The sequence below is a fragment of the Roseivivax sp. CAU 1761 genome, from assembly GCF_054482755.1.
Window position 1 is genome coordinate 1 of the sequence record NZ_JBTLRM010000003.1, and the last position, 22,563, is coordinate 22,563.

Here is a 22,563-nt window from a genome sequence, read left to right on the forward strand (position 1 = left end):
GCGGCGGTCCGGGGCTTTGCCATCCGCCGCGGCGCGCGCTAGGAGGCCCGTCGAACCCTCGCCGGAGGCCGCATGTCCGATCCCACCGATCCCCCGCCGCGCTCGCATGGCCGCAAGAGCATCGCCGCGACCCTGAAGCCGCGCGACCTGATGGCGCCGGGCGCCGATCTGCACGGCGTGTGGAAGGCGCAGGCGGTGACGCTGCTGCCCGATGCCTTTCCCGGCATCCTCGGCCAGTCGTTGACCGGCAAGGCGCTCTCCGAAGGCCGCTGGCAGCTCGATGTCGAGGATCTGCGCCCGCATGGCGAGGGCCGGCACCGCAACGTCGACGACACGCCGGCCGGCGGCGGCGCCGGCATGGTGCTGCGCGCCGATGTCATGGCCCGGGCGCTCGACGCTGCGCGGCCGCGCATCGCTCCGGCCGCGCCGATCCTCTATCTGTCGCCGCGCGGCCGCCGCTTCGACCAGGCGATGGCCCGCGGCCTCGCCCGCGGCCCCGGCGTGACGCTGGTCTGCGGCCGCTTCGAGGGGCTCGACCAGCGGGTGATCGACGAATACGGCATGGCCGAGGTCTCGCTCGGCGATTTCGTCCTGAGCGGCGGCGACATCGCCGCGCAGGCGCTGATCGACGCCTGCGTGCGGCTTTTGCCCGGGGTGCTGGGCAATGCCGCCTCGGTCGAGGAGGAGAGCTTCTCCGACGGGCTGCTCGAGCACCCGCACTATACCCGCCCCGCGAACTGGCGCGGCCGCGAGATCCCCGCGGTGCTGATGTCGGGCCATCACGGCGAGATCGCCGCCTGGCGCCGCGCCCAGTCCGAGGCGCTGACCCGCGCCCGCCGCCCCGATCTCTGGCACGCCCGGGAGGCCGGTTCGGCGCGCCACGACGAGGGCTGAATCCGCCGCCCGCCCCTTGTCAAACCCCGCTCCGGACGCTAAAGCCCCCGGCAACCTGACGGGCGCGGCCCGGCCAGGCCGGTCTGCATGGCGCCTCCGGGCGGCCGGATGCGGGGAGCTTCGCCCCGCGTTCCCGGCGCCCCGGTCGAGGCGCGGTCCGGACCGAAGGAAAGGCGATGCGATCTCTGGCGGGCGCCCGGCGGGCGGACCCGGACGAAGACCGAGAGCTCTCGCGGCGCAAGACATCTCTGCGGAACAACCGCGGGCAATTCTGAGGAGAAGGTCAGATGGATCTGATCGCACAGCTGGAGGCGGAACAGATCGCCTCCCTCGGGAAGGACATTCCCGATTTCAAGGCCGGCGACACCATTCGCGTCGGCTACAAGGTGACCGAAGGCACCCGGACCCGTGTGCAGGCCTATGAGGGCGTCTGCATCAGCCGCAAGAACGGCCACGGCATCGCGGGCTCGTTCACCGTTCGCAAGATTTCCTTCGGCGAGGGCGTCGAGCGCGTCTTCCCGCTCTACTCCACCAACATCGAATCGATCGAGGTGGTGCGCCGCGGCCGCGTCCGTCGCGCCAAGCTCTACTACCTCCGTTCGCGCCGCGGCAAATCGGCCCGGATCGCCGAGGACACCACCTACAAGGCACCCAAGGCCAAGGCCGCGAAAGAGGGAGCGTCGGCATGAAAAAGGGCATTCACCCCGATTACCACGTCGTCACCGTGAAGATGACCGACGGCACCGAGTTCCAGACCCGCACGGTCTGGGGCAAGGAAGGCGACACGCTGACCCTCGACGTCGATCCCACCGTGCACCCCGCCTGGACCGGCGGCTCGTCGCGCCTGATGGATACCGGCGGCCGGGTCTCGCGCTTCAAAAAGAAATACGAGGGCCTGGGCTTCTGAAGCCCCGCCCCCGCCATTGCCGCGCCGCCCCGTCCCGGGGCGGCGTTTTTCGTTGCGCAGCACGCCCTCGGCGATACCCCCTGCCCGGCGCGGGGCCACCGGCCTAGGCGCGCACGCCGCTCCGGCGCCGCCTGTCCTCGGCGCGTCCGGATCCCCGGCCCGCGCCTGGCCCGGCCTGACACGCGCTGACGCCGGGGACGCGCGCGCCAGCCATGGCGCGCTCCCGCGAAACCGTCCGGAAGGTGAGCCGACCAGCGCGGCGCGGGAAAGGTCCCGCCGCCCCGACCGCGGCCCGCCCTGGCGGCGGGTGTGAGGGGCGCCGCGGCCGCCACAGCCCCGGCCGAAGCATCGCGGGGACAACTGCCGCCGACCGCTGCTAACGCCCCGGCCCCGGACGCCGCGCGGCCAGCGCGGCCAAACGCCGATTGCCCGGAGGGGACGGAGAACCCCGGTCCGGCCGGCCCTGCGCCCCTGCCGGCACTGCGGTCCCGGAGGCCGGGCCGACGGCCAGCGCGGCGCGTCCGGGCCACAGCCGCCCGCCCCGGGGCGGTGCGGGGCTTCCCTCGCGGCCTGCGAAGGCCTAACCCTCGGCAGCGGGGCGAAGCGCAAGGAGGACGCGCCGTGGCGCATGTCATCGTGGTCGGCAACGAGAAGGGCGGCGCGGGCAAGTCCACCGTCTCCATGCATGTCGCCACCGCCCTCGCCCGCTCCGGCCACCGGGTCGGCGTGATCGACCTCGACCTGCGCCAACGCACCACCGGGCGCTACATCGAGAACCGCATGGCCCACATGGCCGAGGCCGGGCTCGACCTCGCCAGCCCGCGCTACCTGCCGCTTCCCGAGATCGACCCCGGCGCGCTCGCCCCGGGCGAGACCGCGAGCGACCGGCGCCTGGCCCGCGCGGTGGAAATCCTCACCGCCGAGAACGATTTCCTGCTGATCGACTGCCCGGGCTCGCATACCCGGCTGGCGCAGGCCGCGCATGCCATGGCCGACACGCTGATCACCCCGCTCAACGACAGTTTCGTGGATTTCGACCTCTTGGCCCGCATCGCGCCCGACGGCGAGCGCATCCAGGGCCCCTCGGTCTATTCCGAGATGGTCTGGGCGGCGCGGCAGATGCGCGCCCGCAACGGCGCCAAGCCGATCGACTGGATCGTGCTGCGCAACCGGCTGGGCAGCCAGGCCATGGTCAACAAGGCCAAGATGGAGCGCGCGCTCGACCGGCTGGCGCGGCGCATCGGCTTCCGCGTCGGGCCGGGCTTCTCGGAGCGCGTGGTGTTCCGCGAGCTGTTCCCGCGCGGCCTGACGCTGCTCGACCTCGGCGATGTCGGCGTGCGCCAGCTCAACATGTCCAACATCGCCGCCCGGCAGGAGCTGCGCGACCTGGTGCGCGCGCTCGACCTGCCGGGCGTCGAGGTCGGGTTCTGAGCCTCAGCCCTCGCCGAGCCGCGGCGAGGCGCGACGGGTCACCAGCTCGGCATCGGAGAAGCGGAACGGCGCCCGCAGCCCCGGCACGCCGTCCGGCGCGATGCGCAGGCCGCGCGCGGCGATCTGCGGGTCGGCCATCACCTCGGACATGTCGTTGATCGGCCCCGCCGGCACGCCCTCGGCCTCGCAGGCGGCGAGCAGCGCCGCCTTGTCGAAGCGCCGCGTGGCGGCGTTGAGCGCCGCGGTCAGCTCGGCCCGGCGCGCGATGCGGTCGGCATTGCTGGCGTAATCCGGCGCCTCGGCCAGCCCCGGCAGGCCCAGGAGGCCGCAAAGCCGGCGGTACTGCGCATCGTTGCCGGTGGCGATGATGATGTAGCCGTCGGAGCAGTCGAAGACCTGGTAGGGCATCAGGTTCGGGTGGTAATTGCCGGTGCGCGTGGGCGGCGTGCCGGTGGCGAGGTAGTTCATCGCCTGGTTCGCGGTCACCGCCACGCCGACATCGAACAGCGCCATGTCGACATGCTGGCCACGCCCGGTGCGGTCGCGCTGGTGGATGGCGGCGAGAATCCCCGAGACCGCGTAGAGCCCGGTGAAGATGTCGGTGATCGCCACCCCGGCGCGCTGCGGCTGGCCGTCGGGATCGCCGGTGATCGACATCAGCCCCGACATGCCCTGGATGATGTAGTCGTAGCCGGCGCGGTGGGCGTAAGGGCCGTCCTGGCCGAAACCGGTGATCGAGCAATAGACCAGCCGCGGATTGACCTCGGCCAGGCTGGCATAGTCGAGCCCGTATTTCGCCAGCCCGCCGACCTTGAAGTTCTCGATCAGGATGTCGGCCTCGCGCACCAGCTCGATCACCCGGGCGCGGTCCTCGGGCTTGCGCAGATCGGCGGTGATCGAGCGCTTGCCGCGGTTGCAGGAGTGGAAATAGGCGGCGCTGCGGTCGCCCTCGCGGTCGATGAAGGGCGGCCCCCAGCGGCGCGTGTCGTCGCCCTCCGGCGCCTCGACCTTGATCACCTCGGCGCCGAGATCGGCCAGGATCCGCGCAAGCTCGACGACGCGCAGCCCCTCGAGGGGCCCGTTCGGAGCCGCGACGCTCATTCCGCCTCGGCCAGCTTCTCGTCGAGGATCGCAGCGAAGTCGTCATAGGCCATGTTGGAATACTTCTCGCCGGCGATCAGGAAGGACGGGGTGGAGGTGATCTCGTCGGCCTCGGCGTTCTCCTGGTACCACTCGACCAGCGCGCGCAGCTTGTCGCCGTCGGTCAGGCAGGTCTCGAGCTCGGTGCCGTCGATGCCGGCCATGCGGCCGATCTTGCGCAGCTCGTCGGCGATCGCGGCGTCGGAACCGGCGCGCACCCATTCCTCCTGGGTGTCGTAGATCAGGTCGGTGATGCCGAAGAACTTCTCCTCCCCGCCGCAGCGCGCGATCAGCGAGGCCCACATGCCGTACTTGTCGAAATAGACCTCGCGGTAGACGAAGCGCACCTTGCCGGTATCGACGTAGTTCTTCTTCACTTCGTCGAAGACGTTCTCGTGGAAGGACCGGCAATGCGGGCAGGTATAGGAGGCGTATTCGATGACCTCGACCGGCGCGTCCTCGGCGCCGAGCACCATCTCGACGATGCCGCCCTCGGCGGGGGCGTCCGCGGCGGTCTCCGCGCTCCCCTCGGCCCCGTCGGTCGCCTCGGCCTCCGCTTCCTCCTCGGCGGCATCATCGGCGGTTTCAGTCTCCGCCGCCGCGCCGGTCTCGGCCTGCGCGTCGGCCGCGCCGGTCTCGGCCTCGCTCTCCGGCTCGGCCTCGGCGGCACCGGTCTGCTGGGCCGCGGCGAGGCCCGGCCAGGCGGCGAGCCAGCCGCCGGTGGCGAGGCCGGCGGCGAGAATGGTCGAGGTGATCAGGCGTGTCATGGGCAATCCTTTCCTGCGGGCCGTGGCGGCCAAAGTTTGCTGTCTGGTCCCTGGGGGATCGGGTCGGTCGGTCAGTCGCGGCCTTTCTGCTTCGAAAGCACGTTGACCGCCAGCCGTTCGAGGGCGTCGCGCAGGCCGCTGTCGCCGACGCCCTCGGCGCGGGCCCGGGCATGCTGCACGGTTTTGGGGTCGGGCGGTGGCGCGGCGCGCCGGGTCTCCGGCCGGGTGAAATCCGCCCGGCCCTCGGCGAAGCCGCGCGCCGCGGTCTGGGTGATGCGGATGCGGGCGATGGCGTTGTAGCCGTAGACCGCGTTCACCGCCTCGCGCAGCCGCTCCTTCTGCATTTCCAGCATCGGGGCGTTGGCGCCGGTGGTCAGCAGGGTCAGCGTCGCCCCCATGCCGCCGCGGCCGTAGCCGACCTCGACGGGGCGGCTGATCGCGGCGATCTGCGGCCCGGCGATTTCGGCCCAGTGGGTGAGCAGGCGGGACTGCGCGAAGCCGCGGCTTTCCGACGCCGCCCGGATCCGCGCCTGCACCAGGCTGCCGGTCTGGGCGAACCCGTAGGTGGTGGTGCTGCGCCGCGCCATCGTCCTGGCGTCCTCCTGCCCTGTCGCGCCGGCCTGCTGCCGGTCTTCGGTCGCGCGCCGGCTTGCATTGCCGCGCGCCAGCCTATTCTAGTGGCCCCCGCGCCGGGGGCGCCAGCCCCGCCGACGCTGCGCGCTGCTCAAAGGATCGTCAATGCCCCGTGACCCGGAACTGTCCCGGATTCTGCTCGACTGGTACGACCGCCATGCCCGCACCCTGCCCTGGCGGGTGGCGCCTTCGGCGCGTGCCGCCGGGTGCCGCCCCGATCCCTACCGCATCTGGCTGTCGGAGATCATGCTGCAGCAGACCACCGTGGCGGCGGTGAAAAGTTACTACGAGGCCTTCACCGCGCGCTGGCCGACGGTCGCCGACCTCGCCGCCGCCGAGGATGCCGAGGTGATGGCCGCCTGGGCCGGGCTCGGCTACTACGCCCGCGCCCGCAACCTGCTGAAATGCGCCCGCGCCGTGGTGGCCGAGCATGGCGGCGTGTTCCCGGCCGATCACGCGGCGCTCTTGGCGCTGCCGGGGATCGGCCCCTACACCGCCGCCGCGGTGGCGGCGATCGCCTTCGACATCCCCGCCGTGGTGGTCGACGGCAATGTCGAGCGGGTGATGGCGCGGCTGCACGACGAGCACATGCCGCTGCCCGCCGCCAAGCCGGTCCTGACCGCCCATGCCGCGGCGCTGACGCCCGAGCGGCGGCCCGGCGATCACGCCCAGGCGGTGATGGATCTGGGCGCCACGATCTGCACCCCGAAGAACCCGGCCTGCGGGCTCTGCCCGTGGCGGCCGGCCTGCCGGGCCTGGGCCCAGGGCACCATGGCCGAGCTGCCGCGCAAGACACCCAAGGCCCGCAAGCCCACCCGCCACGGCATCGCCTGGCTGGCGCGCCGCGTCGACGGCGCCTGGCTGCTCGAGGAGCGCCCGGCGCGCGGCCTGCTTGGCGGCATGCTGGGCTGGCCCACCAGCGACTGGGTCGACCTCGCCCAGCCGCTGCCCGAGCCGGCGCCGCCGATCCGCGCCAAATGGTACAGCCTCGCCGGCGAGGCGCGCCACACCTTCACCCATTTCCACCTGCGGCTGGAGCTGCGCACCGCCCTGGTGCCGATGGACCGCATGCCGGCGCAGGGCGCCTTCGTGCCGCCCGAGGCGTTCCGCCCGGGCGACCTGCCGACCCTGATGCGCAAGGCCTTCGACCTCGCGCGACCCGACGTCAGCCGCGTCTGAAGGCTTGGCGGAACCCGCGTCCGGGGCATAAGAATGGGACTCGTCGCCCGCCGGAGGAACCGCCCGTGACGCTCGACAGCGATCTGCCCGAATCGCGGGCGCGGCCCGCCGCCGTCAGGACGCCCGGCGCCGGGCTGCGCGGCGCGCTGCCGTTCTGGCTGTCGCTGCTGCTGGTCCCCGCGGTCTGGACCGGGGCGCTGCTCGGCGGGCTCTGGGTGCTCCTGCCGCCGCTCCTGACCTGGCACCTGTTCAGCGCCCTCGACGCCGCGCTCGGCCTCGACGAGGCCAATCTCGACCCCGGCACCGCCGAGACGCAGCTGCGCTGGCACCGCGCGGTGACGCTGATCTGGGCGCCGGTGCAGCTACTGACGCTGGCGGGCCTCCTGGCCTACGTGCCGGCGGCCGCGCATCTCGGCGGCTGGGAGCGCGCCGGGGTGTTCCTCGGCATGGGCGTGATGAGCGGCACCATCGGCATCACCTATGCCCACGAGCTGATGCACCAGCGCAACCGCTGGGAACGCCGGCTCGGCGACCTGCTGCTGGCCATGGTGCTCTACTCGCATTTCCGCTCCGAGCACCTGCTGGTCCATCACCGCTATGTCGGCACGCCGCGCGACCCGGTGACGGCGCGCTACAACGAGGGCTTCCACCGCTTCTATCCGCGGGTGCTGCGGCAATGCCTGGCCTCGGCCTTCCGCGCCGAGCGCGACCTGCTGGCGCGCCGCGACCTGCCCTGGACCCATCACCGCAACCCGTTCTGGATCTACTGGGCCCTGCAGGGCGCGCTGCTGGCCCTGGCCTGGGGGCTGGGCGGCGGCGCCGGCGTGGCGCTGTTCCTGCTGCAGGCCGGCATCGCGATCTGGCAGCTCGAACTGGTCAATTACGTCGAGCATTACGGCCTGACCCGCAAGCATCTCGGCCACGGCAAGTACGAACCGGTGCGGCCGCGGCATTCCTGGAACGCCGCGCACCGCGCCTCGAACTGGCTGCTGATCAACCTGCAGCGCCATTCCGACCACCATTACAAGCCCGACCGGCGCTTCCCGCTGCTGCAGACCTACAGCGCCGACGAGGCGCCGCAACTGCCCTACGGCTATCCGGTGATGACCCTGGCGGCGATGGTGCCGCCGCTCTGGCGGCGGATCATGAACCCGCGGGTGCGGGCCTGGCGGCGGCAGTTCTACCCCGAGATCGAGGACTGGACCGAGTACAACCGCGGCCGCCTGCCGCTGCCGCGCTGAGGCGCGGCGCGGGCTCGCCCGGGATCAGAAGGGCGGCTTGGCCCGGAACCGCACCCCGGCGCCGCCATCGGGGTGGCGCAGGCGCAGCTCCTCGGCATGCAGCATCATCCGGTCGACCTCGCCCAGCGTCTCCGGCGCGTAGAGCGGGTCGCCGAGGATCGGATGGCCAATCTCCAGCAGATGCACCCGCAGCTGGTGGCTGCGGCCGGTTTCCGGGAACAGCCGCAGCCGGCTTTCGCGGTCGCCGGCGCGGGCCAGCCGCCAGCGCGTCAGCGCCGGGCGCCCGGCCTCGCGGTCGACCTTTTGGCGCGGCCGGTTCGGCCAGTCGACGATGAGCGGCGCGTCGATCTCGCCGGATTTCTCCAGCACCCGGCCGCGCACCCGGGCGACGTAGCTCTTCTTGGTCTGGCGCTTCTCGAATTGCAGTCCGAGATGGCGCTGCGCGTGCGGCGTCAGCGCGAAGACCATGACGCCCGACGTGTCGCGGTCGAGCCGGTGCACCAGCAGCACCTGCGGGAACGCCTCGGTCAGCCGCGAGATCAGGCAATCGGCGAGTTCCGGCCCCTTGCCGGGCACCGAGAGGAGGCCTGCGGGCTTGTCGACCACGAGGATCTCGTGATCGGCATGCAGAACCTGGATGTCGCCCTTGGGCGGATCGTAGCGCGCGTCCATGCACGGGCTCTGCCAGCGCCGGGCCGGGCGCGCAAGCCCCCGGGGACCCCGCGCCCTAGCCCGCCGCCACCCGCAGCGCCAGCGCCGCGTAGACCCCGGCGGCGATCCGGCCGAGCCAGGTGCCGTGGCGGCGCAGCCGGGCCTGGGCGAGCCCCGCCAGCCCGCCATAGAGTGCGGTGACGCCGAAGGCGGTGGCCGAGAACAGCAGCCCCAGCACCAGGATCTGGCTCCAGACCGCGCCGCGGGCGGGGTCGGCGAATTGCGGCAGGAAGGCCAGCACGAAGAGCGCCACCTTGGGGTTCAGCACGTTGGTCATAAGCCCGCGCATCACCGCCCGGCGCGGATCGACCACGCCGCCCTGCCCGCCGGCAAAGGGCGGCGCGCGCCACGCCGACACCGCCAGCCAGAGCAGGTAGGCCGCGCCGGCCCAGCGCAGCGCGTCGAGCCCCCAGGGCACCGCCGCGAGCGCCGCCGCCGCGCCCAGCGCGGTCAGCACCGCATGGACCAGGCAGCCGAGGCTGATCCCGGCCGCCGCGGCGATGCCGGCCCGGCGCCCGCCCTGGATGCCCGAGGCCAGCGCGAACATCACGTCCGCCCCGGGCGCGAGGTTGAGCGCCAGTCCGGCCAGCAGCGAGGTCGCCAGCGCCTCGGCCGCCGGCATCGCGATCTCGAATGTCATCCGCGGGCCTCCCGTCTCAGCTCAGGCCGGGCAGCGCCGTGGCGCCCAGCGCCAGACCGTAGAGCACGAAACAGGCGGCAAGGCCACGCCGCACCAGGCGGTTGCCGATGGCGCCCAGCGCCCGCCCGCCGAGCCAGGCGCCGAGCGCGGTATAGCCGGCATAGCTCGCCGCGGTCAGGGTCAGCGCGGTCGGGACGATGACCACCATCTGGCGCAGGATCGGCACGCCCGGCTCGACGAATTGCGAGAATGCCGCGAGGTAGCCGGCGACGCTCTTCGGGTTGATCGCGGCGATCAGGAAGGCGCGCATCCAGATCGCCCCCGGCGGCGCCTCGGACAGCGCCAGCGGCCGCGACGCCAGCCGCCAGCCGCGGATGCCGAGCCACAGCAGCACCCCGGCCCCGGCCAGCTTGGCCAGCAGGAAGCCGGTCGGCGAGGCGGCGATCAGCGCGGTGATCCCGGCCGCCGAGAGCAGCAGGAAGAGCAGCGCCTGGGCGAGGATCGCCGAGACCCCGACCAGCGCCCGCAAAAAGCCCAAGCCCATGCCGTTCTGGATGCAGTTCACCGCGTTGGGCCCGGGCGAGGTCACGAAGACCACCCAGAACGTGGCGAAGACCGCCCAGCCTTCGAGGCTCATGCCGGGCGGCCGAAGGCGAGGTCGAGAAGCCGCGCCAGGCCCCGGGCATCGGCGGCGTCGAAGGCCCCGGGGCGGTCACTGTCGATGTCGAGCACCCCGAGCAGCCGGCCGGTGGCGTCGCGCACCGGCAGCACGATCTCCGACCGCGTCGAGGAGGAACAGGCGATGTGGCCCGGGAAGGCGTCGACATCGTCCACGATCTGCACCTCGCCGGTGCGCGCGGCGGCGCCGCAGACGCCGCGCTCGAAGGGGATGACGAGGCAGCCATGGCCGCCCTGGTAGGGCCCGATCTTCAGCAGGCCGGGGGCCACCACGCGGTAGAAGCCGGTCCAGTCGAAGCGGTCGTCGGCATGGTGGATCTCGCAGGCCAGCGTCGCCATCAGCGCCACCGCGTCGGTCTCGCCCTCGGTCAGCGCCGCGATGGTGCGGGCCAGGTCGTCGTAATCTGCGCGCATGCCGTTCCTCCTGCCAGAACCCCGCGCCTAGCGCCGCGCCGCGCCGCTGGCAACCGCAAGGCGGGGCTTGTAGGCCGGCGATGCGCCCCTTGGCCCCGGCTGCCCCGCCGCGCTAGCCTCCGGGCGACTTCAGGAGACCGCGATGCCGCTCGCCCCCGCCGATTCCGCCTTTCTCGACCGCCTCGCCGCGGCACTGCCCGACGACACGATCCGCACGGCCGAGCCGCGCCACCTCGAGGAGCCGCGCGGGCGCTGGCGCGGCGCCCCGGGCCCGGTGGCCCTGCCGCGCAGCGCCGAGGAGGCCGCGACCATCGTGCGCCTCGCCGCCGAGGCCGGGGTCGGCCTTGTCCCCTATGGCGGCGGCACCGGCCTGGTCGGCGGCCAGGTGATGCCGGAGGGCGGGGCGCTGCCGCTCCTCGTGTCGCTGGAGCGGATGACGGCGATCCGCGCCGTCCACCCCGAGGAAAACGCCCTGGTGGCCGAGGCCGGGGCAATCCTCGTCGACGTCCAGGCGGCGGCGGCGGAGGCCGGGCGGCTCTTCCCGCTGTCGCTGGCCTCGGAGGGCTCGGCCCGGCTGGGCGGGCTTCTGGCCACCAATGCCGGCGGTCTTAACGTGCTGCGCTACGGAAATGCCCGCGACCTCGTGCTCGGGCTCGAGGCGGTGCTGCCCAACGGCGAGATCTGGCACGGGCTGAAGCGCCTGCGGAAGGACAATACCGGCTACGACCTGCGCCACCTGCTGATCGGCGCCGAGGGCACGCTGGGGCTGATCACCGCCGCCAGCCTGCGGCTCTTCGCGCGTCCGACGGCGACCGGCACGGCGCTGCTCGTGGTGCGTGACCCGCGGGCCGCGCTGGAGCTGCTGGCGCGGGCCCGCGACCAACTGGGAGAGACGGTCTCGGCCTTCGAGCTGATCCACCGCACCGGCTACGACTTCCTGGCCGAGGCGCTGCCCGAGCTGCGCCAGCCCTTCGCCGAGGCGCCGGAATGGAGCGTGCTGGTCGAGGTCGGCCTGCCGCGCGGGCTCGACCCCGACGCCGCGCTCGAGGCTCTGTTCGCCGAGGGCCACGAGGCCGGGCTGGTCAGCGACGGGCTGGTGGCGCAATCGGCGGCCCAGGCGGCGGAGTTCTGGCAGATCCGCGAACGCATTCCCGAGGCCAACCGGATGATCGGCGCGGTGTCCTCGCACGACATCTCGCTGCCGCTCTCGGCGGTGCCGGACTTCATCCCCGAGGGCCGCGCGAGGCTCGCCCGGCTCGGGCCCCTCAGGGTCAACTGCTTCGGCCATCTGGGCGACGGCAACCTGCATTACAACGTCTTCCCGCCGGCCGGCGGGGCGCGCGAGGACTGGACCGCGCAGCGCGACGAGATCAAGCGCGTCATCCACGACCTCGTGGCCGAGATGGACGGCTCGGTCTCTGCCGAGCACGGCGTCGGCCGACTCAAGGTCGGCGATCTCGAACGCTACCAGGACCCGGCCAAGCTCGCCGCGATGCGCCGCATCAAGGCGGCGCTCGACCCCGCCGGGATCATGAACCCGGGCGCCGTGCTGCGGCTCACGGAGACACCGTGAAGACGCAGCCGTCGGAGAGGAACATCGGCGGCGTGCGGCAGAGCCCGCGGGCGGTCTCGAAGGCGGCGAGGACCTTCGGCACGTAATCGCGGGTCTCGGCATAGGGCGGCACGCCGCCATGCGGCGCGATCGCGTTCTCGCCGGCATTGTAGCCCGCCAGGACCAGCATCGGGTCGCCGTCGAACTTCTCCATCAGGAAGTCGAGAAAGGCGATGCCGCCCTTGATGTTGTCCTCGGGATCGAAGGAATCCGACACCCCGAACCGCGCCGCGGTGGCCGGCATGAGCTGCATCAGCCCCTGCGCGCCGGCGCCGCTCACGGCGGCTTCCCGCCCCCCCGATTCGACCGCCATCACCGCCAGCGCCAGCGCCGGCGAGACCCGGGTGCCGACGCTGTGGGCGAGAATGTGGCGGCCGTGCCGCGCCGCCATGTCCTGCAGCCGCTGCAGGCGCGGCGCCGCCACGCCCTGCCCGGCCGGCGCCGCGCGCAGGCTGGCCAGGGCGGGTTCCAGCCGGCCCGCCCCGGCGCCGTCGAGCCCGCTGCCGACGCTGTCCCAGAACCAGGCATGGCGGCCGATCCCGCCCGGGCGCCGCGGCGCCGCCGCCTGGGCGGCCGCGGTGCGCAGCGGGGCCGCGGCGGGCTTCTCGGGCGGGGGCAGCACCGCGGGATTGGCCCGCGGCGCGATCTGCACGGTGATGCGGCGGGTGGTGCCGGGGGCCGGCGGCTTGACCCGGCGGGCGCCGAAATCGCCCGGCGCCGCGCTCTCGGCCGCGGCCGGCGGCCCGAATCCGGGCGCCGGCACGAGGCTGAGCGCGGCGAGAATCGCCGCCACGGTCCAGTTGCGCGTCATCTGAGGGTCGAGCCTGCTCTGCCGTTTTCGCCAGAGTGCCACGGCGAGCGGCCGCGCACGAAGCCCCTGTCGCGCGGCAGGGCGGCGAGGCTGGCACAAAGGCCACAGAGGCCACGGAGGCCACAACCGCCGCGCGATCCCCGTGCAGTTCTGCAATCGCGCAGTTCGAGTGCCGCAAAAACGGTGCAGGTCCCACCGCAAAACGGTCCAATCCCGACAAACTGCTGCCCCAATCGGACCCTCTTATGGAGGCCATACCGCAACCGGGCCAGACGCCTCAGGATCCCTGCACAGGTCGCTCGGGGCGGTTTGGACGCAAGTGCAATCCTGCTCCCAAGGAGACCAGCATGATCAAATTCCTCAAGACCTTCCGCAAGGACGAAGACGGCGCCGTCACCGTCGACTGGGTGGTTCTGACCGCCGCCGTCGTGGGCCTCGCCATCGCCGCCTACGGCACCATCTCGGAAAATGCCGTGACCCTGATCGGCACCGCCGCGACGGCCGTGTCCGGCGAGAACGACACCTTCGGCCAGTTCGGCGCCGGCGGCGGCGGCGAGGCCCCGGCCGGCGGCTGATCCGACCGACGCACGGCATTCCTGACGCTCAGACGGGCGCGGCGAGCCTCTCGTCGCGCCTGCCGTTCCTGCCCCGCCCGCCTTGCCGCCGGGCTTCCCGCGTCGCACGGCCGGGGCACAGCCGCGCCCGCCCCACCCCCGGGGGGCGGCGCCAGCAACAAGGTGACGCAATGCAGCGCTTCCTGAACGACGAAAGCGGCGCCGTGACCGTAGATTGGGTGGTCCTGACCGCCGGCGTCATCGGCCTGTGCATCTTCGCCTTCGCCACCATCGAGGCCGCGACCTCGGACATCACCACCACCACCGCCACGGCGATCGCCACGCCGTTGAACTGACCGGCGCCCGCACCGGGTGCCCTGAGACCGCAGCAAAGGGAGACGACGGATGCGCATGCTGTTCGCGCTGGTCCTGATTGCCGGGGTCGGGCTTGCCGGGCTCGCCGTCTACATGGCCAGCACCTATATCGGCGCCTACGAGACCGCGCTGCAGAAGGAGCGCGCACGCCAGGCCGAGGCCGTCCCGACCCGCGAGATCTTCGTCGCCGCCCGGACCCTGGCCTATGGCGAGGAACTGGCCGGCGACGCCGTGAAGCTCGTCGCCTGGCCCGAGGCGGCGCTGCCGGAAACCTATTTCGACGCCGCCACGCCGCCGGTCGTCCAGGGCCAGCCGCCGCGCCGCGTGCTCCGCGCCATCGAGACCCACGAGCCGCTGATGCAGGTCAAGCTGAGCGCGCCGGGCGGCGATGCCGGCCTGACCTCGCGGCTCGAGAAGGGGCAGCGCGCCTTTGCCATCAAGGTCGACGTGGCCAGCGGGGTCTCGGGCTTCCTGCGCCCGGGCGACCGCGTCGACGTCTACTGGACCGGGCGGGTCCGCCTGAACGATCCCGAGGCGCCCGACGGCGACGTCACCAAGCTGATCCAGACCGGGGTCGAGCTGATCGCCATCGACCAGACCGCCAACGCCCAGAGCACCAGCGCCATCATCGCCCGCACCGTCACCGTGGCGGCAAGCCCGCAGCAGGTCGCGGCGCTGGCCCAGGCGCAGGCCACCGGCCGGCTGTCGCTGTCGCTGATGGGCGCCACCGACGAGACCATCGCCGAGGCCATCGAGGTCGACCAGCTGTCGCTGCTCGGTCTCGAGAAACGCGTCGCCGCGCCGCGCGCCCCGGAGGTCGAGAGCTGCTCGATCCGCACCCGGCGGGGCTCCGAGGTGGTGGAAATCCCGATCCCGTGCACCAATTGAGCCGCCGCCGCGCCGCGCCCCGACGGGCGCGGCTTGTTGCCGGTTCTCCACAACGCCCGGCGCTGCTGCCGGCGCGGCGTTGCAAGGCGGGCGAGGCTGGCGCAGGCTCGCAGCGCGGCACGGGCGCCAAGACCCGGCGGCTCGGGGCGTGGTCATAGGGGCGGTAGTCATGCGGATCGGCACGACAGCGAAGGCGGCGGCCCTGGGGCTCGCCTGCTCTCTGGCCATGCTGGGCCCGGACCTCTCGGCCCGCGCCGACACGCTGCGCATCCTGCAGGGCATGTCCGGCCGGGCGCTGAGCGTGCCGATGAACCGCGCCGTGGTGGTGGAAAGCGACGTGCCCTTCGCGGAGCTGTCGATCGCCAACCCCGCCATCGCCGACATCTCCTCGCTTTCCGACCGCACCATCTACGTGCTGGGCAAGGCGCCGGGGACCACCACCCTGACCATTCTCGACGCCAATGGCCGGCTGATCTCGAATGTCGACGTGCGGGTCTCGGCCGATATCAGCGAATTCAAGGAGCGGCTGGGCCAGATCCTGCCCAACGAGCGCATCGAGGTGCGCACCGCCAATGACGGCATCGTGCTGTCGGGCACGGTGTCCTCGGCGCAGGCGCTCGACCGGGCGCTCGACCTGGCGCAACGCTACGCCCCGGAACGGGTGTCGAACCTGATGTCGGTGGGCGGCGTGCAGCAGGTCATGCTGAAGGTGCGCTTTGCCGAGATGCAGCGCTCGGTCTCCAAGGCGCTGCGCGCCGGCCTTGCGCTCGAAGGCCCCGGCGACCAGCTCGCGACCGGCCGCTTCCTGGAGACCGGCAACTCGATCGGCGGCCCGATCTCGGTGCCGATCGACACCCAGGGCGCGATGCTGCTGGGCTTCGATGTCGGCGGGCTCGAGGCCGGCATCCTGATCGAGGCGCTGGAATCGAAGGGTGTGGTGCGGATGCTCGCGGAGCCCAACCTCACCGCCCTGTCGGGCCAGGAGGCCAAGTTCCTCGCCGGCGGTGAATACCCGGTCCCGGTGGCGGCCGGCGAGAACGACACCGTCACCATCGAGTTCAAGCCCTTCGGCATCGAGCTCGCCTTCATTCCCCGGGTGGTCGATGGCGATCTGATCAACCTCGAGCTCAAGACCGCGGTCTCGTCGATCGATTCCACCGTCGGCATCGACATGAACACGGTGCGGATCAACGGCTTCAAGCGCCGCGAGGCCGAGACCACGGTGGAGCTGCGCGACGGCGAGAGCTTCGCCATCGCCGGCCTCCTGCAGGACGATTTCCGCGACCTGAACGGCCAGGTGCCGTGGCTCGGCGACATCCCGATCCTCGGCGCGCTGTTCCGCAGCGCCGAATACGAACGCGAGCAGTCCGAGCTGGTGATCATCGTCACCCCGCACCTGGTCACCCCGACCCGCGGCGAGGCGCTGGCCCTGCCCACCGACCGCATCCGCCCGCCGACCGAACGCGACCTGTTCCTCTACGGCCGGGTCCAGGACGGCACCCGGCGGCCCGCCGGCGCCGCCGGCGAGGTCGCCCGGCAGGACTTCAACGGCTCCTATGGCTACGTGATGGATTGATGGCAGAGCACCGCACCGCATATGCCAGGGCGACCGGCGCCGCCCTCGCTCTGGCCACCCTCGCCGCCTGCGGCGAGGCCGGCCGCGACCCGGTCTTCACCGCCTTCCACCGCGAGGCGGGATCGGTCATCGACCCGAGCGATCTGGGCCAGGCGACGCGCACCAACATGGCCGCGATGAAGGCCCGCGACGGCCACGCGGTGAACCTCGCCCGGCGCTTCGCCGCCGAGGTCGACAGCACCGTGACCTTCGACTTCAACTCCGCCGCGCTGACCCCCGAGGCGCGCGCGGTGCTGCTTCGCCAGGCCGATTTCATCCGCCAGTTCCCGGAGCTGCGCTTCCGGGTCTACGGCCATACCGACCTGGTGGGCTCGGACGCCTACAACCGCGCGCTGGGCGAGCACCGGGCGCAGGCGGTGGTGGCCTTCCTCGGCAGCCAGGGCATCGCCCTGTCGCGGCTCGAGGCGCTGGTCTCGTTCGGCGAGACGCGGCCGCTGATCGTCACCGAGGGGCGCGAGCGGCGCAACCGCCGCACCGTCACCGAGGTCTCGGGCTTCGTCGACGGCCATCCCAACGTGCTGGACGGCAAATACGCCCAGATCGTCTACCGCGAATACGTCGCCAGCGCCGTGCCGGCCTCCGGCCTGAGCGGCGATCCGGGCGGCTCCGGGGCCGGCGGGACGCCCTGATCCGCGCCGCGGCGTCGGCGGCGCGAGACCGTCGCCCGATACCGTACAATTGGGGTTTTTTCGTCCAAATGTCGCCCCGTTTGCCTGCCAGATCCTGAGCCTTGACGGGACCGCCGCGCGGCCCCGCCCCGCCGTCCGGGGCCGCATCCGCGGTCCGCGGGCGCTGAAAGGACGCAGTGCAATGCCGCCAGAGGCCACCGAGCAGACCGCCCATCATCCCGCCGTCCGCGCCTGCACGATCAGCCGGGACGTGCAGCTCTTCGACCTGCTGATCGAGGACATGGAGACGCTTCTCGGCGAGGCGTGGGGCGATCTCGGCTTTGCCGAGGCGCTGGCCTTCCTGAACCAGCCCGAGGCCGGCGCGCTGGAATTCGTCGCCCTGGCCATCGACGACACCGACGAGGACGATCTCGACCGCCTGCTGGCGATCATCGCCGCCGCCGGCCGGCGCGGCCTGCGCATCGTGCTGATCGCCGAGGACGTCTCCCCGGCGGCGCTGCACCGGCTGCTGAAATCCGGGGCGGCGGAGTTCGTGCCCTATCCCCTGCCCGAAGGCGAACTGGCGGCGGCGGTGGCGCGGCTTTCGGGCGATCCGGCGGCGCTCGGCACGCCGGCGCAGCCGCTCGCCACCGGGCGCGACGGCGTCCTGATTGCGGTGCAGGGCCTGGCCGGTGGCGCCGGCGCGACCACCCTCGCCGTCAACCTGGCCTGGGAGCTGGCAAACGTCGCCAAGACCGGGTCGCCGCGGGTCTGCGTGCTCGATCTGGGGCTGCAATTCGGCTCCGTCTGCACCTATCTCGACCTGCCCTGCAAGGATGCCGTGCTCGAGCTGCTGACCGATACCGGGGCGCTCGACGGCGAAAGCTTCGGGCAGGCCCTGGCCGAGGTCGACGAGCGGCTCAGCGTCTTCACCGCGCCGCCCGACCTGCTGCCGCTCGACATGCTGGGCCCCGACGACATCGGCAAGCTCATCGCGCTGGCCTGCGAGCATTTCGACTTCGTCGTCGTGGACCTGCCGCAGACCGTCACGCACTGGTCCGAGACGGTGCTGACCGCGGCGCAGATCTACTTCGCCGTGCTCACCCTCGACATGCGTTCGGCGCAGAACACGCTGCGCCTCAAGCGCGCCCTGCAGGGCGAGGACCTGCCCTTCGAGAAGCTGCGCTTCGTGCTGAACCGCGCCCCGGGCTTCACCGACCTGCAGGGCAAGGCGCGGGTGCGGCGGATGGCCGAGAGCCTGGGCATCGCGCTCGAGCTGCAGCTGCCCGATGGCGGCCGCGCGGTGGCGCAGGCCGGCGATCACGGCCTGCCGCTGGCCCGGCACGCCGCCAAGAACCCGCTGCGCCGCGAGATCGCCAAGCTCGCCCGGTCGCTGCACCAGCTCGGCCTGGCCGCCGACGCCGCCTGAGGGAGACCGCCATGTTCTCGCGCTACAAGAAGCAGGCCGCCGCCCAGGCAGCACCGGTCGCCGCCCCGGCCCCCGCCGCCCCCACCCCCGCGGCGCCCGGGGCCGCGCCGCCGGCCGCGCGCCGGCCGATGCCGGTCCGCGACGCCCAGGCGGCCGGACAGGACAAGGAGAAGCGGCGCAAGGAACGGCTGCAGGAGATCAAGCTCGAACTGCACCGGGCGCTGCTCGAGAACCTCAACCTCGCGGCGCTCGACCAGGCCAGCGAGGCCGACCTGAAGGCCGAGATCCAGTCGATCTCGCAGGAGACCCTGGAAGAGAAGTCCATCGTCCTGAACCGCGACGAGCGCCAGAACCTCACCCAGGAGCTCTACGACGAGGTCAAGGGGCTCGGCCCGCTGGAGCCGCTGCTGAAGGATGACAGCGTCTCCGACATCCTGGTCAATGGCCCGCATCAGGTCTTCATCGAGCAGAACGGCAAGCTGTCGCTCTCCGACGTGCAGTTCAAGGACGAGCGCCACCTGCTCCGGATCATCGACAAGATCGTCTCCGCGGTGGGAAGGCGGGTGGACGAATCGAACCCCTATGTCGATGCCCGCCTCGCCGACGGCTCGCGCTTCAACGCCATGGTGCCGCCGATCGCCGTTGACGGCTCCCTGGTCTCGATCCGCAAGTTCAAGAAGGACAAGCTCGGCATCGACGACCTCGTGCGCTTCGGCGCCTTCACCGAGGAGATGGCGATCTACCTGCAGGCCGCGGTGGCGACCCGGCTCAACGTCATCGTCTCCGGCGGCACCGGCTCGGGCAAGACCACGACGCTGAACGCCCTGTCGTCCTTCATCGACGACAGCGAGCGCATCCTGACCATCGAGGACACCGCCGAATTGCAGCTCCAGCAGACCCATGTGGGCCGCATGGAGAGCCGGCCGCCCAACGTCGAGGGCAAGGGCGCGGTGACCCCGCGCGACTGCCTGAAGAACGCGCTCCGCATGCGCCCCGACCGGATCATCGTCGGCGAGACCCGCGGCGAGGAGGTCATCGACATGCTGCAGGCGATGAACACCGGCCATGACGGCTCGATGACCACGATCCACGCCAACTCCGCCCGCGACGGCATCTCGCGGCTCGAGAACATGATCGCCATGGCCGGGGTCGAGATGCCGCTGAAGGCAATGCGCAGCCAGATCTCCTCGGCCGTCAACCTGATCGTCCAGGCCAGCCGCCTGCAGGACGGCTCGCGCCGCATGACCTCGATCACCGAGATCACCGGCATGGAGGGCGAGGTCATCTCGATGCAGGAGATCTTCCGCTTCCAGCGCGTCGGCCTGACCCCGGACAACAAGATCATCGGCCATTTCACCGCCACCGGCGTGCGCAGCGCCTTCTCCGAACGCTTCAAGATGTGGGGCTACGACCTGCCGCCTTCGATCTACGAACCCTTCCGGGGAGACCTCTGAGCCATGAGCGCCGCGTTCATCGTCTACGGCCTGATCTTCCTCGGCGTGCTCCTGCTGGTCGAGGGCCTCTATCTCGTTGCCTTCGGCAAGTCGATCCGGCTCAACGCCAAGGTCAACCGCCGCCTGCAGATGCTCGATACCGGGGCGCGGCGCGACGAGGTGCTGGCCAAGCTGCGCAAGGAGATGGACCAGCACCTCAAGAGCCGGTCGGTGCCGCTCTATTCGCTGCTCGCCGACCGCGCCCAGAAGGCCGCCATCGCCTTCACCCCAAAGCAGCTGATGGCGATCATGGCCGCGGTCAGCGTGCTGGCCTTCCTCGGCCTCAGCCTCGGCACCGAGGCGACGCTGCCGGTGCGCGTGCTGCTGGGCGTGGGCTTCGGCATCGGCGGGGTCTTCACCTGGCTCAACATGAAGGCCAAGAAGCGGCTCGCGATGATCGAGGAGCAGCTCCCCGACGCGGTCGAGCTGATGGTGCGCAGCCTGCGCGTCGGCCACCCCTTCTCCTCGGCGATCTCCATCGTCTCCAAGGAGATCAAGGATCCGCTGGCCACCGAATTCGGCGTCATCGCCGACGAATCCGCCTATGGCCGCGACATCGGCGAGGCGCTCAAGCACATGGCCGAACGGCTCGACATGCAGGATCTGCGCTTTCTCGCCGTGGCGGTGTCGATCCAGCAGCAATCGGGCGGCAACCTGGCCGAGATCCTCGACGGCCTGGCCAAGGTGATCCGCGCCCGCTTCCGGCTGTTCCGGCGGGTCAAGGCGATCACCGCCGAGGCGCAGTGGTCGGGCAAGTTCCTGTCCGGCTTCCCGGTGGGCTGCCTGATCTTCATCCAGATCACCGACCCCAACTACTACGACCCGGTGCTCGACCATCCCTGGTTCGTGCCGGCCTGTTTCGTCGTCGGCATCTTCCTCGTGGCGAACCTCATCGTCATGCGCATGCTGGTCAACATCAAGGTCTGAGGTCCGCCCATGACGCTGCTCGACACCCTGAACGCCATGCTGGTCGACCTTCTGGGGCCGGCCGGGCCGCTCTTCGCGGTGGCCGGCCTCGCCTTCCTGCTGGTCCTGGCCGCGATCCCGCTGATGCTGGGCACCCGCCCCGACCCGATGGACAAGCTGGCCAAGACCGCGCGCGAGCGCATGGAGGCCGAGACCCGGACGGTGCTGCGCGACCGTAAGTCTTCGGACAAGCTGAACCGCTATGCGCAGTTCCTCGAACCGCAGGACGCGCAGGAGCTGTCGCAGATCCGCATGAAGCTGCTGCAGGCCGGCTACCGCAGCCGCGAGGCGGTGCAGTACTATTACTTCGCCCAGTTCGTCCTCGGCCTCGGGCTGCTGGGGCTCGGCCTGCTCTATTACATGCTGGCCATTCCCAAGGACCAGGCCACCACCAAGACCATGGTGATGTACGTGCTGGGCCCCGGCGTGGTGGGTTACATGGCGCCGAAATACTGGGTGACCAAGCGCGCCCAGGAGCGCGCCCAGCAGATCCAGGACGGCTTTCCCGACGCGCTCGACATGATGCTGGTCTGCGTCGAGGCCGGGCAGTCCATGGACCAGTCCATCGTGCGCATCTCCCGCGAGCTGCGCGCCTCCTACCCGCATCTCGCCGACGAGTTTCAGATCGTCAGCTACGAGATGAAGGCCGGCAAGGACAAGACCGCGGTGCTCAACGACATGAGCGAGCGCTGCGGCGTGCAGGACGTGTCGAGCTTCGTCACCGTGCTGAACCAGTCCGCCACCTTCGGCACCTCGATCGCCGACGCGCTCCGGGTCTATGCCGCGGAGATGCGCGACAAGCGGGTGATGCGGGCCGAGGAGAAGGCGAACAAGTTGCCGACCAAGATGACATTGACCACAATGATGCTGACGGTGCCGCCGCTGCTGATCATCCTCGTGGGTCCGTCGGCGGTGGGCATCACGCAGATGGGCAGCTTGAACTAGGACATTGCCGATGGCTCCGCTTCGCCGCATCGCGCCGCTGGTCCTGCTGGCGGCGCTGGCCGGCTGCCAGGAGGGCGGCCGCCCGGACCGGGTCTTCGCCCCCGGCACCGACCCCGCCGGCGGCGCCGTGGACGGGCTCTTGGTGGGCCACCGGCTGATGGATGCCGGCGAGCCCGAGCTGGCACTCGAGGCGTTCCAGCGCGCCGCCTTCGACCGCGGGCTCGATGCCGAGACGCTGAGCGCCATCGGCTCGGCCAACCTGGCGCTCGGGCGGCTCAATCAGGCCGAGACGCTGCTGCGCCGGGCGGTCGCCTCCGACGCCGCGGCGCCGGCGGCCTGGAACAATCTCGGCGTGGTGCTGATCGAGCGCGGCAAGACCGCCGAGGCGGCGGAGATCTTCCGCCGCGCCTATGCGCTCGACAATGGCGAAAGTGACGCAATCCGCGACAATCTGCGGCTGGCGCTCGCCAGGATGGCCGATCCCGGATATGCTGCCGGCGAGGCAGAACCCTATCGCATCGTGCGGCGCGGCCTGCGCGATTACCTGATCGAGACCGGGCGCTGAGACCCGGGCGCCGGCGCCGCCGGCAGGGCGGTGGGGACACGAGCAG

25 protein-coding genes are annotated in these 22,563 nt (G+C 71.8%); 17 read left to right on the top strand and 8 right to left on the bottom strand.

Annotation, left to right across the window (positions count from 1 at the left end):
- Positions 1–72 precede the first annotated feature (72 nt).
- From trmD to ACXYMW_RS02980, 4 genes are all read left to right on the top strand, one after another.
- Positions 73–894, top strand: coding sequence for a tRNA (guanosine(37)-N1)-methyltransferase TrmD (gene trmD / locus ACXYMW_RS02965; RefSeq protein WP_459033804.1), 822 nt, complete (start codon positions 73–75; stop codon positions 892–894).
- A 287-nt stretch (positions 895–1,181) separates the two neighbouring features.
- A complete protein-coding gene (gene rplS / locus ACXYMW_RS02970) occupies positions 1,182–1,583 on the top strand; it encodes a 50S ribosomal protein L19 (RefSeq protein ID WP_459033805.1) in 402 nt (133 codons plus the stop codon).
- Complete coding sequence (rpmE, locus tag ACXYMW_RS02975) at positions 1,580–1,801, top strand: 50S ribosomal protein L31 (protein ID WP_459033806.1); 222 nt, start codon at positions 1,580–1,582, stop codon at positions 1,799–1,801. Before rplS ends, rpmE begins: the two co-directional genes overlap by 4 nt.
- A 621-nt stretch (positions 1,802–2,422) precedes the next feature.
- Positions 2,423–3,232, top strand: coding sequence for a division plane positioning ATPase MipZ (locus ACXYMW_RS02980; protein ID WP_459033807.1), 810 nt, complete (start codon positions 2,423–2,425; stop codon positions 3,230–3,232).
- A gap of 3 nt (positions 3,233–3,235) precedes the next feature.
- Here the strand turns inward: ACXYMW_RS02980 and ACXYMW_RS02985 are convergent, their stop codons facing one another.
- The 3 genes from ACXYMW_RS02985 to ACXYMW_RS02995 form a co-directional block, all read right to left on the bottom strand.
- Positions 3,236–4,333, bottom strand: coding sequence for a CaiB/BaiF CoA transferase family protein (locus tag ACXYMW_RS02985; RefSeq protein WP_459033808.1), 1,098 nt, complete (start codon positions 4,331–4,333; stop codon positions 3,236–3,238).
- Positions 4,330–5,139, bottom strand: a complete 810-nt coding sequence (locus ACXYMW_RS02990; protein WP_459033809.1) for a DsbA family protein — start codon at positions 5,137–5,139, stop codon at positions 4,330–4,332. The genes ACXYMW_RS02985 and ACXYMW_RS02990 overlap by 4 nt, the downstream gene beginning before the upstream one ends.
- A 71-nt stretch (positions 5,140–5,210) precedes the next feature.
- A complete protein-coding gene (locus tag ACXYMW_RS02995; protein ID WP_459033810.1) occupies positions 5,211–5,726 on the bottom strand; it encodes a DUF721 domain-containing protein in 516 nt (171 codons plus the stop codon).
- Between the two features lie 151 nt (positions 5,727–5,877).
- Between ACXYMW_RS02995 and mutY the strand changes: the two genes are divergently transcribed.
- Both mutY and ACXYMW_RS03005 read left to right on the top strand, forming a co-directional pair.
- Entirely contained in the window at positions 5,878–6,951 is a 1,074-nt protein-coding gene (gene mutY / locus ACXYMW_RS03000; RefSeq protein WP_459033811.1) for an A/G-specific adenine glycosylase, read from the top strand.
- 134 nt (positions 6,952–7,085) lie between these two features.
- Positions 7,086–8,192 carry an alkane 1-monooxygenase gene (locus ACXYMW_RS03005; RefSeq protein WP_459033963.1) on the top strand — a complete coding sequence of 369 codons (1,107 nt, stop codon included), beginning with the start codon at positions 7,086–7,088 and terminating at the stop codon, positions 8,190–8,192.
- A gap of 24 nt (positions 8,193–8,216) precedes the next feature.
- Here ACXYMW_RS03005 and ACXYMW_RS03010 read toward each other — a convergent pair whose 3' ends face one another.
- The 4 genes from ACXYMW_RS03010 to ACXYMW_RS03025 are packed head-to-tail and all read right to left on the bottom strand — an operon-like array spanning position 8,217 to position 10,635.
- Positions 8,217–8,864, bottom strand: a complete 648-nt coding sequence (locus ACXYMW_RS03010; protein WP_459033812.1) for an RluA family pseudouridine synthase — start codon at positions 8,862–8,864, stop codon at positions 8,217–8,219.
- Positions 8,865–8,919: 55 nt separating this feature from the next.
- The gene (locus ACXYMW_RS03015) at positions 8,920–9,543 is read right to left on the bottom strand and encodes a LysE family translocator (RefSeq protein WP_459033813.1); all 624 of its coding nucleotides are present in this window, start codon (positions 9,541–9,543) and stop codon (positions 8,920–8,922) included.
- Between the two features lie 16 nt (positions 9,544–9,559).
- The gene (locus tag ACXYMW_RS03020; RefSeq protein WP_459033814.1) at positions 9,560–10,180 is read right to left on the bottom strand and encodes a LysE family translocator; all 621 of its coding nucleotides are present in this window, start codon (positions 10,178–10,180) and stop codon (positions 9,560–9,562) included.
- Complete coding sequence (locus ACXYMW_RS03025; protein WP_459033815.1) at positions 10,177–10,635, bottom strand: GAF domain-containing protein; 459 nt, start codon at positions 10,633–10,635, stop codon at positions 10,177–10,179. The genes ACXYMW_RS03020 and ACXYMW_RS03025 overlap by 4 nt, the downstream gene beginning before the upstream one ends.
- A 142-nt stretch (positions 10,636–10,777) precedes the next feature.
- Between ACXYMW_RS03025 and ACXYMW_RS03030 the strand changes: the two genes are divergently transcribed.
- Positions 10,778–12,208: an FAD-binding oxidoreductase gene (locus ACXYMW_RS03030; protein ID WP_459033816.1), complete on the top strand. Its 1,431-nt coding sequence runs from the start codon at positions 10,778–10,780 to the stop codon at positions 12,206–12,208.
- Here ACXYMW_RS03030 and ACXYMW_RS03035 read toward each other — a convergent pair.
- Complete coding sequence (locus ACXYMW_RS03035; protein WP_459033817.1) at positions 12,192–13,058, bottom strand: lytic transglycosylase domain-containing protein; 867 nt, start codon at positions 13,056–13,058, stop codon at positions 12,192–12,194. The genes ACXYMW_RS03030 and ACXYMW_RS03035 overlap by 17 nt on opposite strands.
- 347 nt (positions 13,059–13,405) lie before the next feature.
- On the opposite strand from ACXYMW_RS03035, the gene ACXYMW_RS03040 reads away from it, so the two are divergent.
- From ACXYMW_RS03040 to ACXYMW_RS03085, 10 genes are all read left to right on the top strand, one after another.
- Positions 13,406–13,633 (top strand): Flp family type IVb pilin, encoded by a 228-nt coding sequence (locus ACXYMW_RS03040; RefSeq protein ID WP_459033818.1) that lies wholly within the window; start codon positions 13,406–13,408, stop codon positions 13,631–13,633.
- 170 nt (positions 13,634–13,803) lie between these two features.
- The gene (locus ACXYMW_RS03045; RefSeq protein WP_459033819.1) at positions 13,804–13,968 is read left to right on the top strand and encodes a hypothetical protein; all 165 of its coding nucleotides are present in this window, start codon (positions 13,804–13,806) and stop codon (positions 13,966–13,968) included.
- Positions 13,969–14,017: 49 nt separating this feature from the next.
- The gene (gene cpaB, locus ACXYMW_RS03050; protein ID WP_459033820.1) at positions 14,018–14,875 is read left to right on the top strand and encodes a Flp pilus assembly protein CpaB; all 858 of its coding nucleotides are present in this window, start codon (positions 14,018–14,020) and stop codon (positions 14,873–14,875) included.
- 169 nt (positions 14,876–15,044) lie between these two features.
- Positions 15,045–16,451: a type II and III secretion system protein family protein gene (locus ACXYMW_RS03055; protein ID WP_459033821.1), complete on the top strand. Its 1,407-nt coding sequence runs from the start codon at positions 15,045–15,047 to the stop codon at positions 16,449–16,451.
- Complete coding sequence (locus ACXYMW_RS03060; protein ID WP_459033822.1) at positions 16,451–17,140, top strand: OmpA family protein; 690 nt, start codon at positions 16,451–16,453, stop codon at positions 17,138–17,140. The genes ACXYMW_RS03055 and ACXYMW_RS03060 overlap by 1 nt, the downstream gene beginning before the upstream one ends.
- 181 nt (positions 17,141–17,321) lie before the next feature.
- On the top strand, positions 17,322–18,548 hold the full coding sequence (locus ACXYMW_RS03065) for an AAA family ATPase (protein ID WP_459033823.1): 1,227 nt from the start codon (positions 17,322–17,324) through the stop codon (positions 18,546–18,548).
- 11 nt (positions 18,549–18,559) lie between these two features.
- A complete protein-coding gene (locus ACXYMW_RS03070) occupies positions 18,560–20,002 on the top strand; it encodes a CpaF family protein (RefSeq protein ID WP_459033824.1) in 1,443 nt (480 codons plus the stop codon).
- Positions 20,003–20,005: 3 nt separating this feature from the next.
- Positions 20,006–20,968, top strand: a complete 963-nt coding sequence (locus ACXYMW_RS03075; RefSeq protein ID WP_459033825.1) for a type II secretion system F family protein — start codon at positions 20,006–20,008, stop codon at positions 20,966–20,968.
- Positions 20,969–20,977: 9 nt separating this feature from the next.
- Positions 20,978–21,952, top strand: a complete 975-nt coding sequence (locus tag ACXYMW_RS03080; RefSeq protein WP_459033826.1) for a type II secretion system F family protein — start codon at positions 20,978–20,980, stop codon at positions 21,950–21,952.
- Positions 21,953–21,962: 10 nt separating this feature from the next.
- Entirely contained in the window at positions 21,963–22,517 is a 555-nt protein-coding gene (locus ACXYMW_RS03085; RefSeq protein WP_459033827.1) for a tetratricopeptide repeat protein, read from the top strand.
- Positions 22,518–22,563 lie beyond the last annotated feature (46 nt).

Excerpts from the sequence above, each read along its gene's own strand:
- ACXYMW_RS03060 (WP_459033822.1), top strand. The coding sequence starts at position 16,451 with ATGGCAGAGCACCGCACCGCATATGCCAGGGCGACCGGCGCCGCCCTC.
- ACXYMW_RS03065 (WP_459033823.1), top strand. The coding sequence starts at position 17,322 with ATGCCGCCAGAGGCCACCGAGCAGACCGCCCATCATCCCGCCGTCCGC.
- ACXYMW_RS03015 (WP_459033813.1), bottom strand. The coding sequence starts at position 9,543 with ATGACATTCGAGATCGCGATGCCGGCGGCCGAGGCGCTGGCGACCTCG.
- ACXYMW_RS03025 (WP_459033815.1), bottom strand. The coding sequence starts at position 10,635 with ATGCGCGCAGATTACGACGACCTGGCCCGCACCATCGCGGCGCTGACC.
- rplS (WP_459033805.1), top strand. The coding sequence starts at position 1,182 with ATGGATCTGATCGCACAGCTGGAGGCGGAACAGATCGCCTCCCTCGGG.
- ACXYMW_RS03035 (WP_459033817.1), bottom strand. The coding sequence starts at position 13,058 with ATGACGCGCAACTGGACCGTGGCGGCGATTCTCGCCGCGCTCAGCCTC.
- ACXYMW_RS02995 (WP_459033810.1), bottom strand. The coding sequence starts at position 5,726 with ATGGCGCGGCGCAGCACCACCACCTACGGGTTCGCCCAGACCGGCAGC.
- ACXYMW_RS02985 (WP_459033808.1), bottom strand. The coding sequence starts at position 4,333 with ATGAGCGTCGCGGCTCCGAACGGGCCCCTCGAGGGGCTGCGCGTCGTC.
- ACXYMW_RS02990 (WP_459033809.1), bottom strand. The coding sequence starts at position 5,139 with ATGACACGCCTGATCACCTCGACCATTCTCGCCGCCGGCCTCGCCACC.
- ACXYMW_RS03085 (WP_459033827.1), top strand. The coding sequence starts at position 21,963 with ATGGCTCCGCTTCGCCGCATCGCGCCGCTGGTCCTGCTGGCGGCGCTG.
- ACXYMW_RS03020 (WP_459033814.1), bottom strand. The coding sequence starts at position 10,180 with ATGAGCCTCGAAGGCTGGGCGGTCTTCGCCACGTTCTGGGTGGTCTTC.
- ACXYMW_RS03075 (WP_459033825.1), top strand. The coding sequence starts at position 20,006 with ATGAGCGCCGCGTTCATCGTCTACGGCCTGATCTTCCTCGGCGTGCTC.
- ACXYMW_RS03010 (WP_459033812.1), bottom strand. The coding sequence starts at position 8,864 with ATGGACGCGCGCTACGATCCGCCCAAGGGCGACATCCAGGTTCTGCAT.
- ACXYMW_RS03080 (WP_459033826.1), top strand. The coding sequence starts at position 20,978 with ATGACGCTGCTCGACACCCTGAACGCCATGCTGGTCGACCTTCTGGGG.
- ACXYMW_RS03040 (WP_459033818.1), top strand. The coding sequence starts at position 13,406 with ATGATCAAATTCCTCAAGACCTTCCGCAAGGACGAAGACGGCGCCGTC.
- ACXYMW_RS03045 (WP_459033819.1), top strand. The coding sequence starts at position 13,804 with ATGCAGCGCTTCCTGAACGACGAAAGCGGCGCCGTGACCGTAGATTGG.
- ACXYMW_RS03030 (WP_459033816.1), top strand. The coding sequence starts at position 10,778 with ATGCCGCTCGCCCCCGCCGATTCCGCCTTTCTCGACCGCCTCGCCGCG.
- mutY (WP_459033811.1), top strand. The coding sequence starts at position 5,878 with ATGCCCCGTGACCCGGAACTGTCCCGGATTCTGCTCGACTGGTACGAC.
- ACXYMW_RS03070 (WP_459033824.1), top strand. The coding sequence starts at position 18,560 with ATGTTCTCGCGCTACAAGAAGCAGGCCGCCGCCCAGGCAGCACCGGTC.
- ACXYMW_RS03055 (WP_459033821.1), top strand. The coding sequence starts at position 15,045 with ATGCGGATCGGCACGACAGCGAAGGCGGCGGCCCTGGGGCTCGCCTGC.
- cpaB (WP_459033820.1), top strand. The coding sequence starts at position 14,018 with ATGCGCATGCTGTTCGCGCTGGTCCTGATTGCCGGGGTCGGGCTTGCC.
- trmD (WP_459033804.1), top strand. The coding sequence starts at position 73 with ATGTCCGATCCCACCGATCCCCCGCCGCGCTCGCATGGCCGCAAGAGC.
- rpmE (WP_459033806.1), top strand. The coding sequence starts at position 1,580 with ATGAAAAAGGGCATTCACCCCGATTACCACGTCGTCACCGTGAAGATG.